The sequence below is a fragment of the Nocardioides ginkgobilobae genome (genome assembly GCF_054781275.1).
This window is the reverse complement of record NZ_BAAGUS010000007.1, coordinates 113,980-127,313: the sequence shown is the minus strand read 5'-3', so window position 1 is coordinate 127,313 and position 13,334 is coordinate 113,980. Positions and strand designations below refer to the sequence as shown.

The window sequence follows — 13,334 nt, the reverse complement described above, 5'->3', positions numbered from 1 at the left end:
CGCAGAGAAACTTTGTCTTCAGGTCTTGACGACAAGGATGTGGCGGCGTTCACTTCACTCGTCACTCATGGCCACCCGGCCGTCACGAAGGAGAAGGTCCGTGTCGCTCCACCTGCACCGCGTCGCCGCGTTCTCGGCGTCGATCCTCATCGGGGGCCTGGCCCTCACCGCCTGCGGCGCCAACGAGGCCGCCGACTCCGGCTCCGGCGACTCCGCCGAGGGCGGCGCGACCATCGCGCTGCTGCTCCCCGAGTCCAAGACCACCCGCTACGAGGCCTTCGACAAGCCGCTCTTCGAGGCGGCCGTCGCCGAGCTGTGCGACGACTGCACCGTCGACTACTACAACGCCGACCAGGACGAGGCCAAGCAGCAGCAGCAGGTCACCACCGCGCTCAACGCCGGTGCCGACGTGCTCGTGCTCGACCCCGTCAACGGTGCCGGCGCCACCGGCATGGTCTCGGAGGCCCAGGGCCAGGACGTCCCGGTCATCGCCTACGACCGCTTCATCGCCGGTGCCGACTACTACATGTCGTTCGACAACGAGACCGTCGGCCAGCTCCAGGGCGAGGCCCTGGTCGAGGCGATGGGCGACGAGGGCAACATCCTCATGCTCAACGGCGCGCCCAGCGACCCCAACGCCGCGCAGTTCAAGGCCGGCGCCCACTCGGTGATCGACGCCTCCGGGCTGACCATCCTCGAGGAGTACGACAACCCCGACTGGTCGCCGGAGAACGCCCAGCAGTGGACCACCGACCAGCTGAGCAAGTACGACGCCTCCGAGATCGACGGCGTCTACGCCGCCAACGACGGCCAGGCCGGTGGCGTCGTCGCCGCGCTGACCGGCTCAGGCGTGGCGCTGGACGCGCTGCCCCCGATCACCGGGCAGGACGCCGAGATCGCCGCGATCCAGCGCATCCTCGCCGGTGAGCAGGCCATGACGATCTACAAGCCGATCCCGATCGAGGCCGAGACGGCCGCCGAGGTCGCGGTCTACCTCGCCAACGGCGAGGACGTGCCCGACACCACCGAGACCGGTGTCGACCAGACCGAGTACGAGGGCGTCGCGTCCTTCATCTTCGACCCGATCATCGTGACCGCCGAGAACGTCGCGGACACCGTCATCGCCGACGGCTTCTACGACGCCTCGGACATCTGCACCGGCGACTACGCCGACGACTGCGAGGCGGCAGGCATCTCCTGATGAGCACCGTGGCGACGCCGGTCAGGGAGAGCGTGCTCTCCCTGACCGGCATCAACAAGAGGTTCGGGGCCGTGCAGGCCCTCTCCGACGTCTCCCTGGAGGTCGGGGCCGGCGAGGTCGTCGCCCTGGTGGGCGACAACGGCGCCGGCAAGTCGACCCTGGTCAAGGTCATCTCGGGCGTCTACCAGCCCGACGACGGCGCGATCACCTTCGCCGGTCGCCGGATCAGCGTCGGCGGCCCCAGCGACGCGCAGGCCCTCGGCATCGCGACGGTCTTCCAGGACCTCGCGCTCTGCGACAACCTCGACGTCGTCGCGAACCTCTTCCTCGGGCAGGAGTGGCGGCGCGGGGCGTTCATCGACGAGGTCGGCATGGAGAAGGAGGCGTGGCGGCTGCTGCGCACCCTCTCGGCCAAGATCCCCTCGGTGCGCATCCCCATCGCCGGTCTCTCCGGCGGCCAGCGGCAGACCGTGGCGATCGCCCGGTCGCTGGTGGGCAACCCCAAGGTGGTCATGCTCGACGAGCCGACCGCGGCCCTGGGCGTGGCCCAGACCGCCGAGGTGCTCAACCTCGTCGAGCGGCTGCGCGAGCAGGGGCTCGGCGTGATCCTGATCAGCCACAACATGGCCGACGTCCAGGCCGTCTCCGACCGCATCGTCGTGCTGCGGCTGGGGCGCAACGCCGCCGAGTTCGTCACCTCGCAGACCAGCACGGCCGAGCTCGTGGCCGCCATCACCGGCGCCTCGGACAACGTCGTGACCGCTCGCGCCCAGAAGACCTCCGAGCGCAGGGGAGAGAACGCATGAGTGAGCAGGTCCTGCAGGACGAGACCGCCTCGGCCCTCGCGGCCGACGCCGCCGACGAGCGGCTGATCAGCAACCAGGGACTCTCCGGCGCGGTCTCGGCCTTCCTGGTGCGGCTGCGCGGCGGCGAGCTCGGGATGATCCCGGTCATCGTCGGCCTGGTCGTCATCGCCATCGTCTTCCAGCTCAACGAGCCGACGTTCCTGTCCTCGAAGAACCTCGTCACGATGCTGCAGTTCGCGGCACCGGTCGGCGTGATCTCCCTGGGCATCGTGCTCGTGCTGCTGCTCGGCGAGATCGACCTGTCCGTCGGCTCGGTCTCCGGGTTCGCGGCTGCCTCGATGGCGGTCCTCATGGACTCCCGTGGCTGGGGCCTGGTCGGTGCGATGGCCGTGGGCATCCTCGTCGGCACCGCCGTCGGGCTGCTCTACTCCCTGCTCTACACCAAGATCGGCGTGCCGAGCTTCGTCTTCTCCCTGGCCGGGCTGCTGGCCTTCCAGGGCGCGCTGCTCTACGTCCTGGGCGACAAGGGCACCGTGGTCCTCCCGCAGGACTCCGCGCTCCGCTCCTTCGCGCGGGAGAAGTTCCTCAGCGACGTCCAGGCCTACGCGCTGCTCGCGCTGGTCGTGGCGGCGTACGTCGCGGTCAACCTGCTCACGATCCGCCGCCGGCGGGCCGCGGGGCTGACCCCGCCGTCGCTCACCGTGGTCCTGGTCAAGGCCGGGCTGCTGCTGGTCGGGCTGGGCTGGTTGACCTACTACCTCGGCATCGACCGGGGCTGGGGCTACCTCTTCGTGCTCTTCGCCGCGCTCGTCGTGGTGATGGACCTGGCGCTGCGCCGCACGCGCTGGGGGCGGCACGTCTTCGCCGTCGGTGGCAACGAGGAGGCCGCACGCCGCGCCGGCATCAACGTGCGGGGGATCTACGTCTCGGTCTTCGCGCTCTGCTCGACCTTCGCGGCGCTGGGCGGCATCCTCATCGCCGGCCAGCTGACCTCGGTCTCGCAGAGCTCGGGCACCACCGACACCAACCTCACCGCCATCGCGGCGGCCGTCATCGGCGGCACCAGCCTCTTCGGTGGTCGCGGGTCGGCGTGGGCGGCCCTGCTGGGCATCGTGGTCCTGCAGTCGATCCAGTCCGGCCTGAACCTGATGAACGTGGACTCCTCGGTCCGCTTCATCGTCACCGGCCTGGTGCTGCTCCTCGCGGTGGCCATCGACTCGGTCTCCCGCAAGGCCAGGTCGTCCTCCGGCCGCGGCTAGCACCGCAGAACCGTCAGGAATGAACCCTCGAGCCGTCAGTTCCGCACCAGGAGCTGACGGCTCGAGGGCTGTGCGCGTGACGGGTCCGGTGGTCGTCAGTGACCGGTCGGGGGTTCAGAAGTGACGGTTCGGCGGTTCAGAGGTGGCGGTTCGGCAGGGGGTCAGCGGGCGGCGTACAGGGTGGTGCGCTCGCGGACGGGGCGGCCGATGCCGGCACCGATCTCGACCAGCTCCTCGACGGTCTTGGCCGAGCCGTGCTCGGAGCCGGCCATCCGGGAGATGGTCTCCTCCATCAGCGTGCCCCCGAGGTCGTTGGCCCCGGCGCGCAGCATCGCGCGGGTGCCCTCGACGCCGAGCTTGACCCACGAGGTCTGGATGTTGTCGATCCGCCCGTGCAGCAGGATCCGTGCCATCGCGTGCACCGCGAGGTTGTCGCGCAGCGTCGGACCGGGGCGGGCGACGCCGGCGAGGTAGATCGGCGCCGAGGTGTGTACGAAGGGCAGCGGCACGAACTCGGTGAACCGTGCCCCGCCGTGCTCGAGGGCCTCGTCCTGCATCCGCGAGAGCACGCGCAGGTGCCCGACCCAGTGCCGCGGGTTGTCGACGTGGCCGAACATCATCGTCGAGGTGGTCGGCAGCCCGACCCGGTGCGCGGTGGAGACGATGTCGATCCAGGTGCGGGCCGGCAGCTTGCCCTTGGTCAGCACCCAGCGCACCTCGTCGTCGAGGATCTCGGCGGCCGTGCCGGGCAGCGACCCGAGGCCGGACTCCCGGGCCTTGATGAGGAAGTCCTCGACCGACAGCCCGGTGCGGGCGGTGCCGTTGACGACCTCCATCGGGGAGAAGGCGTGCACGTGCATGTCGGGCACCCGGCGCTTCACCGCCGCGGCCAGGTCGAAGTACGCCGACGCCGGCAGGTCCGGGTCGATGCCGCCCTGCATGCAGACCTCGGTCGCGCCCAGGTCCCAGGCCTCCGCGGCCCGGTCGGCGACCTCGTCCATCGACAGCGAGTAGGCGTCGGCGTCGGTCTTGCGCTGCGCGAACGCGCAGAACCGGCACCCGACGTAGCAGACGTTGGTGAAGTTGATGTTCCGGTTGACGACGTAGGTGACCTCGTCGCCGACGACCTCGCGGCGCAGGTCGTCGGCCAGCCGGCAGACCTGCTCCAGCAGCGGCCCCTCGGCGGTCATGAGGGTCAGCGCGTGCTCGTCGGAGAGCCTGCCCGGGTCGGCCTCGGCCGCGGCGAGCGCCTCACGTCCCTCGCTGTGCAGCACCGCGGGAGCACCCGTGCGCGCAGCGGCCGCGCCGACGGTCTCCCAGTCGCCGTACACCTCGGCGAAGTCCGAGCGTCGGTCCGCGGAGCGGCCCTCGGTGTCGACCGCTGCGAACAGGTCGGTACGACCGGCGGACTCCAGACCCCCGTCGGGCTCCTGCCACGGCAGCCCCACGGGCCGTACGCCGGGGCGCGCGAGCCCCTCGGGCGTGGCGAGCGCGGCGACGTGACCGCGGACGCGCGGGTCGATCCAGGCGGCGTCGCCGGCCAGCGAGGCCCGGACGTGCTCCGGGTGGACCGTGAGCCGCGCGGCCAGCTCGAAACCGCACTCGGCGGTGATCGCGCGCAGCCGCTCGAGCGAGGGCCAGGGACGCTCGGGGTTCACGTGGTCGGGGGTCAGGGGAGAGACCCCGCCCCAGTCGTCGACCCCGGCCTCGAGCAGGGTGCGGCACTCCTCGAGGTCGACCAGGTTCGGCGGCGCCTGCACGCGGGCCCGGGGTCCGAGGACCAGCCGGGTGACGGCGATCGCGGCGCGGTACTCCTCCAGGGCGAGGTCGTCGGTGTGCCGCATCGCAGTGTCGGGCTTGGCCCGGAAGTTCTGGACGATGACCTCCTGGACGGCGCCGTAGGCGGTCAGGGTCGCGCGCAGCGCGAAGATCGTCTCGGCTCGCTCGGCCAGCGTCTCCCCGATGCCGACGAGCAGACCGGTGGTGAAGGGGATGGAGAGGCGACCTGCGTCCTCGAGCACCCGCAGCCGGACGGCGGGGTCCTTGTCGGGGGAGCCGAAGTGCGCCTGTCCCTTCTCCTCGAAGAGCCGCCGCGAGGTGGTCTCGAGCATCATCCCCATGGAGGGGGAGACGGGCTTGAGCCGGTTCATCTCCTCCCACGACATGACGCCGGGGTTGAGGTGCGGCAGCAGCCCGGTCTCCTCCAGCACCCGCACGGCCATGGCCCGGACGTAGGCGAGGGTGGAGTCGTAGCCCTGCTCGTCGAGCCAGGCCTGGGCCTCGGGCCACCGGTCCTCGGGCCGGTCGCCGAGGGTGAACAGCGCTTCCAGGCAGCCCATCGCCGCGCCCTGGGAGGCGATCGCGAGGATCTCGTCGGGAGAGAGGTAAGGGGCGCGGCCCTCGCGCGCGGCCTGCGCGGGGGTCTCGACGAAGGTGCAGTAGTGGCAGCGGTCGCGGCACAGCCGGGTGACGGGGATGAAGACCTTGGGGGAGTAGGTCACCGTCGCCGCTCGTCCCGCGGCGACCAGGCCGGCGTCGCGCACGCGGGCCGCGGCCGCGCAGAGGCGGTCGAGGTCCGGACCGGTGGCGGCGAGCAGCGCCGTGGCCTCGGCCTCGTCGAGCCGGGCGCCCCGCTCGGCCCGGGCCAGGGCCCGGCGTACCTGGTGCGGGGTGGGCTGCGCGTCCATCGGCACAGGCTAACGACGCCACCCGAGCGTCGGACGCACCGCCCGGCGACCAAGACACCTGCTCAACCCCGCGCGGGGCCGCGTCGGCGGTGGACCACTCCGGGAAGCCGCTGTCGACCCTGGTCTGGAGGTCCGTACCGGACTGCGGGACCGTGTCTTTACCTTCGCGCGTTCGTTTGGCACCGTGAGCACCTGTCCCGGCAGCGGGACACGAAGACATGGGGCCAGAAGATGACCGACACCGCACAGCGTCAGGGGCGCGGGGCGCGCCTGCGCCGAGCCGTCCTGATCCTGCTCGCCGCCCTCGTGGTGCTCGGACCGATCCCCGTCGGCCTGGTCTGGGCCTGGAGCGTGCACCCGCTCCTGGTCGTCCCGGCCTACCTGCTCGGGATCGCGGCGTGGCTGGTGCTGCTGAGCGGCGCCTGGTCGCTGGTGCAGCGGGTGCGCGGCGCGCTGACCGGCCACCGTACGCCGGTGCAGGAGCCGGCCGCGGAGTCGGCCGAGCAGGCGACTCAGCAGCCGACCGCGCCGCAGGTCGAGCACACGCCGGCCCCGGTGATCCACTCCCAGATGCGGATGCCGTCGCCCCGCGCGGAGGCGACGGCCCCGCAGCGGGTCAGCTGACCCACTCCTTGACCTGGGCGATCGTGGCGGCCGGGTCGTCGCTGGCCGGGGTCACGGACAGGTTGGTCACGCCCGACTCGCGGAAGGCCGCGATCCGCTCCTTGACGTAGGAGGCGGGGCCCACCAGGTTGCCGGCCTCGAGCCACTCCATCGGCACCAGCGCCTCGGCCTCCTTCTTCTTGCCCGAGAGGTAGAGGTCCTGGATCTCCTTGGCCTCCTTCTCGAAGCCGTACTCGCAGGCGAGCTGGTTGTAGAAGTTCTTGTCGCGCGCGCCCATGCCACCGACGTACAGCGCGTACATCGGGCGGACGAAGTCCAGCAGGGCCTTGGTCTCCGGGCCCTCGCCGATGGCGACCATGCCGCCGGCGCAGATCTCCAGGGGCGCGAGGTCGGCGGAGCGCTTGGCGGCACCGCGAGCCAGCGGCTCGCCCCAGATCTCCTGGGCCTTCTCCGGGTAGTAGAGGAACGGCAGCCAGCCGTCGGCCACCTCGGCGGTCATCGCGACGTTCTTGTCGCCGAGGGCCGCGACCCAGATCGGGACATCGGCGCGCTCGGGCTTGTTCAGCAGCTTCAGCGGCTTGCCCAGGCCCAGTCCCTGGCCCTCGGGGAGCGGCACGGAGAAGGTCTTGCCCTGGAAGTCCAGCTTCTCCCCGCGCAGGCCCATGCGCAGCACCTCGATGACCTCGCGGGTGCGGGTCAGCGGACGGTCGTAGGCCATGCCGTGGAAGCCCTCGATGACCTGGGGCCCGGAGGCGCCGAGGCCGAGCACCGCGCGACCGCCGGAGACGTTGTCCAGGCCGGCGGCGGTCTGCAGCAGGGCTCCGGGGGTGCGGGAGTAGACGTTGAGGATGCCGGCGGCGATCTGCACGGTCTCGGTCTTGGCCGCGAGGTAGCCCATGAGGGTCGGTGCGTCGAAGCCGTAGGGCTCGGCGACCCAGATCATGTCCAGGCCCGCCTTCTCCAGGCCAGCGACCTGGTCGGCGGTCTCGCGCGGGTTGCCGGCGTAGACCAGCGGCATCGACAGCTTCATCGTGGGGACCTCCGTGCAGGTGGTGGGCGGTGCGGGATCGACCGTGACAGTAGCAGTGTCACAGTGGGCTGGGGAGGGGGTGCGACACGGCTCAGGACCCGTCGTCCAGCCCGAGGGCCCGACCCAGCGCACCGGCCAGCGCGGCGGCGTACTCGGTGGTCAGGTGGTCGGTGTCGCGGTAGGACAGCGTCCCGCCGATCACCACGGGGCAGAGGTCCTGCCAGCAGAGCCACGGGGTCGGGTCGACGACGTCGGCGGAGTGCAGCAGGGCCGACTTCACCGCCACGTCGCCCAGCAGGGTCGAGCGCTCGACCGGGGTGAACATGCAGTCCAGGAGGCTGGGACGGGAGCTGGTCAGGCAGTCGCCGGGGTCGTGGCCGGCCTTGGGGACGTCGCGGATCAGGACGGTGCGGTCGGCGGAGTCCTGCAGGTCGTCGAAGAGCGCGTCGTAGCCCTCCTCGAGCACGTCGGCGACGTCGTCGAGGGACTCCCGGTGCTCGCCGTCGACCCACACGCCGTTGACCGGCGGGGAGGAGGCCACGATCGCCAGGTCCGGGCGGAGGCCGGCCACCGTGGCGGTGCTCCAGGCACGGAACTCCTCGCAGGCGGTGAACACGACGTCCTCGCGCACCGGCGCGACGACCACGTGCGCGGCCGGGCACTGGGGCTTGACGAGGTAGTAGGCGCGCCACCCGTGGTCGGTGGCGATCCGGTCCAGCGCCGGGATCCAGGCCCGCGCGTGGGAGTCCCCGAGCAGCACGAGGGTGCGCTCGCCGTCGACGTCGCCCCGGGCGCAGAGGGCGCGCACGTCGTCGTCCTCGTAGTCGCAGGCACCGACGTCGGCGATCGAGCTGCGCAGGTTCAGCAGGTCGGGGGTGAGGTCGCTGGGGACGTCGACCTGGTTGCGGGCGGCCTCCACGGAGGCCCGCACCAGGGCCACGGTGCGCTCGTGGTCGTCGAGGGCGGCGACGTCAGCGGCCACCGCGATGGCGGGGTTGTCGCCGCGCTCGCCGCCCTGCACACCGGTCCACCACCAGCTGCCCGCGCAGGCCAGGGCCACCACGGCCAGGCTGGCGGGGTAGAGGGCCAGGGACAGGCGGCGGCGCGAGCGCAGGCGGCGGGCCGGGGCGCCGGTGCGGAAGGGCTGCTCCACGAACCGGTAGGTCAGGGCCGCCAGGTTGACCACCACCAGCACCACCACCGCGGTCTCGACGGCGGTCAGCGGTCGTCCGGCGTTGCGCTCGGTGAGCACCAGCGCCGGCCAGTGCCAGAGGTAGAGGGAGTAGGACCAGTCGCCCACGCGGCGCATGACCGGGTTCTCCAGGAGCCACCGCACGGGTGCGGCGAGCAGGCCCGCGCCCGAGCCGGCGAGCAGGACGGCCGCGGTGCCCAGGACCGGCAGCGCTGCGGCGTACCCGGGGAAGGGCGTGGTCTCGTCGATCACCACGACCGCCGCCGCGACGGCGACGAGGCCGCCGACAGAGAGGACCCAGCCCACCGCCCGGGGCAGTCGCGGCGCGACGAGCGGCGCCACCAGTGCCGTGATCGCGCCGACGGCCAGCTCCCACACCCGCGCCGGTGTGGAGAAGTACGCCGCGGCCGGCGAGGTCGCGGTGGTGTGGACCGACCACGCGAAGGACGCGGCGGCGACGACCACCAGCGCCACGAGCACGGTACGCCGGGGGAGCCGCTGCTGCTTGCCCCGGCGGGTCACGACCCGGGCCGCCGCGACCAGCGCGAGCAGGAGCAGCGGCCAGACGAGGTAGAACTGCTCCTCCACCGCGAGCGACCAGTAGTGCTGGAGCGGCGAGGGACCGGTCTCGGCGGCGAAGTAGTAGACGCCCTGCTGGGCTGCGTGGACGTTGGCGAGGAACAACGCCGACCACACGGCCTCGTCCAGCAGGTCGCGGGCGTCGATGAGCGTGGTCCAGAACAGCGACATCACCACGGTCACGACCAGCACCAGGGTGGCCGCCGGCAGGATGCGTCGGGCCCGCCTGCTCCAGAAGTCGCCCAGCGACAGCGTGCCGCCCTCGCGGAGCTCGGCGTAGAGCAGACCGGAGATCAGGAAGCCGGAGATGACGAAGAAGACGTCGACCCCGACGAACCCGCCGGGCAGGAGCGGCACCCCGGCGTGCGCGGCGACGACCACCAGGACCGCGACGGCGCGCAGCCCCTGGACGTCCCCACGGAAGCCGCTCGCCACGGCCCGACGGTACCAACCTGCGAGGGTCCCGGACCGCTGTTGACCGCGGGTGGGAGGATCCGTCTCGACCTCGGCACCCGCCCCCCTCGAGAGGACCACCCGTGAGCGAGACCCCGACCTCCTACCGCGTCGCCGTCATCGGGGGCACCGGACCCCAGGGCAAGGGCCTGGGCTACCGCTTCGCCAAGGCGGGGCACACGGTCGTCCTGGGCTCGCGCGCGGCGGAGAAGGCCGTCCCGGTGGCCGAGGAGGTGACCGCCCGTCTCGCCGACGTCAGCGGCGCCGGAGCGGTCACCGGTGCGAGCAACGCCGAGGCCTGCGAGCAGGCCGACGTCGTGCTGCTGGCGGTGCCCTACGACGGCCACGACGAGCTCGTCGCCTCGCTGCCGCTCGCGGGGAAGACCGTCATCTCCTGCGTCAACCCGCTCGCCTTCGACAAGCGCGGCGCCCACGGCCGCGTCGTCGACGGCGGCGAAGGATCGGCGGCGGAGGAGGCCCAGCGCCTGCAGCCCGAGGCGACCGTGGTCGGCGCCTTCCACAACGTCTCCGCGGTGCTGCTCTGGGGCGAGGACGAGTTCCTCGACGAGGACGTGCTCGTCGTCGGCGACGTGCTGGAGGCCAAGGAGGTCGCGATGGACCTGGCCGCCTCGGTCACCGGCCGGCGCGGCATCGACGGCGGCAAGCTCCGCCTGGCCCGTCAGCTCGAGCCGTTCACCGCGGTCCTCATCTCCATCAACCGGAAGTACAAGACGCACGCGGGCGTGCGGATCACCGGTCTCGACGCGCACTGACCCCGGGCCGGGCCATCCGGCCTGGTCCACCCGGTCCTCACGGGACGTTCACCCGCGTGTCGCCCCGCCGTGCACCGCAGGGACAACCGCGCGGAGGAACGTGGTGGTCGTGACGCTCGTGCCGCACGCCCGACCGACCACCACCTCCTCCGTCCTCGCCGCCTCCGTGGCGGGGCACCGCGGTGCCAGCGGCCACCGGCCGGAGCACACGCTCGAGGCCTACCGCCACGCCCTCGCGCTCGGTGCCGACGCGATCGAGGTCGACGTCGTCAGCACCGCCGACGGCGTCCTCGTCGCCCGGCACGAGAGCGAGCTGTCGGCCACCACCGACGTGGCGCGGCGCGCCGGGCTGGAGCACCTCCGCAGCGAGCGCGTGGTCGCCGGGCGACGGGTGCAGGGCTGGTTCGTGGAGGACCTGACGCTCGAGCAGGTCCGGCTGCTCCGGGCCCGCGAGCGGTGGCCGCTCCAGCGCCCCGCCTCGGGTGCGTACGACGGCCTGCTGGCGGTCCCGACCCTGGACGAGGTCCTGGGGCTGGTCGCGGAGGGCTCGCGTTCGCGCGGTCGCGAGGTGGGGGTGCTCGTCGAGCTCAAGGACGTGGCCCGCTCCGCGGCGCGGGGCCTGGACCCCACCGACCCGCTCCTGGCCGACCTGCGCCGCCACGGGCTGGACCGTCCCGACTCCCCGGTGAGCGTCATGGGCTTCGAGCCGACCGCCCTCGCCTCGCTCGCCGGTCGGACCCGGGTGCCGCTCGTCCAGCTGGTCGACGACCTGCGCACCCGCCCGGCCGACCTCGCGGCCGCGGGCGACCCGCGCACCTTCGCCGACCTGGTCTCCCCGCGCGGGCTGGCCGCCATCGCCGACTACGCGACCGGACTGGGTCCGCGGCACTCGCTGCTGGCACGCGACCTCGGTGACCGGGTCGTGCCCACGGGACTGGTGGACCGCGCCCACCGCCGCGGCCTGGAGGTGCGGACCTGGACGCTCCGCGCGGAGGACCGCTTCCTCCCGCGTCCGTACCGCGGCCACGACCGCTCCGGCCACGGAGACCTCCGCGGCTACGCCGCCCTGCTCCTCGACCTGGGCGTCGAGGGGCTCATCACCGACCACCCCGCGACCTGCGTGGCCGCCCGGGACGAGCGCCCCGCCGACGTCCCTGCGTGAGGCCGAGCGGCAGCTCCTTGGTGGAAGTCCTGCCCGTCCGGCCTCAGTCGCGCCAGCGGTCGCGCCGGGAGGCGCTGGAGACGGTGGCGGCGACGAGCCCGCCGGCCCCGGCCAGCAGCCACGGCAGCGGGCTGAGCCAGCGCAGGTCCTCGGCGTCCGCGACCCCACTGGCCACCAGGGCCCAGATGCCGACCATCCCGAGGAAGGCCAGCCCCATCACCAGGTGCCCGGTGTTGACCGGGTGGCGGCCCGCGGCCCACAGGCCGGGGCGTCCGTCGCGCTGCTGCCTCGCCACCGTCTGATCCGTCACCGTCTGCTCCTCGCCGCGGGTCGTGCCGTCGTACGTCGTGTGGTCGCCCGGCCCGCTCACTGCGTCCTCACCACGATCTCGCCCAGGTTGCTCTCGGCGTCGAGCACCAGCACCGGGCTGCCCGGGCCGCCGTCGTGGTCCTCGCGCACCAGGGTCTCGATCCCGCCGCGCTCCTCGCCGAACACCGTGATCTCGCCGGGCCCGCCGATCCGGGCCGAGGCCTCGACGGTGAGCCCCTCCTCCGGGACCACCACCTCGATCCGCCCCACCTGCACGGCGATGTCGAGGACCCGGCCGTCCAGCTCCTCGAGGTCCGCGACCTCGGTCAGGTCGAGGACCAGCTCGCCCACGCCCATGCGGTACTCCGGGTCCACCGACGCCGCGGTGTCGGGGGTCTCGCGCAGCGGGTCGCCACCGATCCGGTCCTCCAGGGTGCTGATGAGCAGCACCGGCACCACGAGCAGGCCCACCAGCACCAGCCCCCCGCCGCGACCGAAGAACGCGCCGAGCACCAGGGCGGCACCGATGATGCCGAGCGCCAGCGCCGGGTAGGCGCCGTCGGCGACGGCCACGCCCGAGAGGTCGACGGACATCAGGATGCCCTCCGCGATCGCCACCAGCGCCAGCGTCGTCCACAGCAGCAGCGGGCCGCGGCGGCGCGGGTCGCGCACCACCGGCACGGGTGCCGGGGGCGGTCCCCAGGCCGGGCCGGCCGTCCCCGCAGGGCCGCCCACCGGGCCGCCCGCCGGAGCAGCCGATCGGCCGACCGGCTGCGTCGGTGCCGGGTAGCCCCCGTCCCTGCGGCTCAGCAGCACGGCCGCCACCACCGCCACGACCACCAGCTGCCACGGGAACCACGGGCCCCACGCGTTGCCCGCGAGCTCGGCGACGACCGAGATCCCGGCGATGACACCGACCACGGCCAGCACCACCCCGCGGGTGCGGTCCTCGAGCCGGACCGCCGCCTCGCTGCCGTCGTCCTCGGGCACGAGCAGCCAGCCCGCGGCGTACACGATGAGGCCGGCGCCGCCGAAGAACGTCAGCACGACGAAGGCGACGCGCAGCAGCAGCGGGTCCACGTCGAGGTGGCGCCCCAGCCCGCCGGCGACGCCGGCGACCTTCCGGTCGGTGGTGGAGCGCCGGATCCGGCCCAGGTCCCGGGCCTCCTCGGCCGTCGTGCGCGGCCCGTCGGAGCGGGGCCCCTCGGAGCCGGGGGCCGGGGGCAGGGGTGTCTCGGTCATGGCACCAGCCTGGACCT

At 73.1% G+C, this 13,334-nt stretch carries 11 protein-coding genes; 6 read left to right on the top strand and 5 right to left on the bottom strand.

The genetic code is table 11. The annotated features are described in order from the left end of the window. The first annotated feature begins 100 nt into the window (after nt 1–100). From ACYVID_RS09065 to ACYVID_RS09055, 3 genes are read left to right on the top strand one after another with little or no spacing between them, the layout of a single operon-like run. Complete coding sequence (locus ACYVID_RS09065) at nt 101–1,201, top strand: substrate-binding domain-containing protein (RefSeq protein ID WP_460736388.1); 1,101 nt, start codon at nt 101–103, stop codon at nt 1,199–1,201. Then, nucleotides 1,201–2,007 carry an ATP-binding cassette domain-containing protein gene (locus ACYVID_RS09060; protein ID WP_460736387.1) on the top strand — a complete coding sequence of 269 codons (807 nt, stop codon included), beginning with the start codon at nt 1,201–1,203 and terminating at the stop codon, nt 2,005–2,007. Before ACYVID_RS09065 ends, ACYVID_RS09060 begins: the two co-directional genes overlap by 1 nt. Beyond that, nucleotides 2,004–3,266: a sugar ABC transporter permease gene (locus tag ACYVID_RS09055; protein WP_460736386.1), complete on the top strand. Its 1,263-nt coding sequence runs from the start codon at nt 2,004–2,006 to the stop codon at nt 3,264–3,266. The genes ACYVID_RS09060 and ACYVID_RS09055 overlap by 4 nt, the downstream gene beginning before the upstream one ends. Before the next feature lie 161 nt (nt 3,267–3,427). On the opposite strand, the gene ACYVID_RS09050 is transcribed toward ACYVID_RS09055, so the two are convergent. Further along, nucleotides 3,428–5,953, bottom strand: coding sequence for a bifunctional FO biosynthesis protein CofGH (locus tag ACYVID_RS09050; RefSeq protein ID WP_460736385.1), 2,526 nt, complete (start codon nt 5,951–5,953; stop codon nt 3,428–3,430). A 231-nt stretch (nt 5,954–6,184) separates the two neighbouring features. Here ACYVID_RS09050 and ACYVID_RS09045 point away from each other — a divergent pair, with 231 nt between their 5' ends. Next, nucleotides 6,185–6,577 carry a hypothetical protein gene (locus ACYVID_RS09045; RefSeq protein WP_460736384.1) on the top strand — a complete coding sequence of 131 codons (393 nt, stop codon included), beginning with the start codon at nt 6,185–6,187 and terminating at the stop codon, nt 6,575–6,577. Here ACYVID_RS09045 and ACYVID_RS09040 read toward each other — a convergent pair. Together ACYVID_RS09040 and ACYVID_RS09035 are read right to left on the bottom strand one after the other, a co-directional pair. Further along, entirely contained in the window at nt 6,570–7,607 is a 1,038-nt protein-coding gene (locus ACYVID_RS09040) for an LLM class F420-dependent oxidoreductase (protein WP_460736383.1), read from the bottom strand. The two genes, ACYVID_RS09045 and ACYVID_RS09040, sit on opposite strands and share 8 nt — an antisense overlap. 91 nt (nt 7,608–7,698) lie before the next feature. Beyond that, on the bottom strand, nt 7,699–9,813 hold the full coding sequence (locus ACYVID_RS09035) for an acyltransferase family protein (protein WP_460736382.1): 2,115 nt from the start codon (nt 9,811–9,813) through the stop codon (nt 7,699–7,701). A 101-nt stretch (nt 9,814–9,914) separates the two neighbouring features. On the opposite strand from ACYVID_RS09035, the gene npdG reads away from it, so the two are divergent. Then, complete coding sequence (gene npdG, locus ACYVID_RS09030; protein WP_460736381.1) at nt 9,915–10,604, top strand: NADPH-dependent F420 reductase; 690 nt, start codon at nt 9,915–9,917, stop codon at nt 10,602–10,604. A gap of 109 nt (nt 10,605–10,713) precedes the next feature. Next, nucleotides 10,714–11,766 (top strand): glycerophosphodiester phosphodiesterase family protein, encoded by a 1,053-nt coding sequence (locus ACYVID_RS09025; RefSeq protein ID WP_460736380.1) that lies wholly within the window; start codon nt 10,714–10,716, stop codon nt 11,764–11,766. Nucleotides 11,767–11,809: 43 nt separating this feature from the next. Here ACYVID_RS09025 and ACYVID_RS09020 read toward each other — a convergent pair whose 3' ends face one another. Both ACYVID_RS09020 and ACYVID_RS09015 read right to left on the bottom strand, forming a co-directional pair. Further along, nucleotides 11,810–12,136: a hypothetical protein gene (locus ACYVID_RS09020; RefSeq protein WP_460736379.1), complete on the bottom strand. Its 327-nt coding sequence runs from the start codon at nt 12,134–12,136 to the stop codon at nt 11,810–11,812. Then, nucleotides 12,133–13,317 carry a PspC domain-containing protein gene (locus tag ACYVID_RS09015; RefSeq protein ID WP_460736378.1) on the bottom strand — a complete coding sequence of 395 codons (1,185 nt, stop codon included), beginning with the start codon at nt 13,315–13,317 and terminating at the stop codon, nt 12,133–12,135. The genes ACYVID_RS09020 and ACYVID_RS09015 overlap by 4 nt, the downstream gene beginning before the upstream one ends. Nucleotides 13,318–13,334 lie beyond the last annotated feature (17 nt).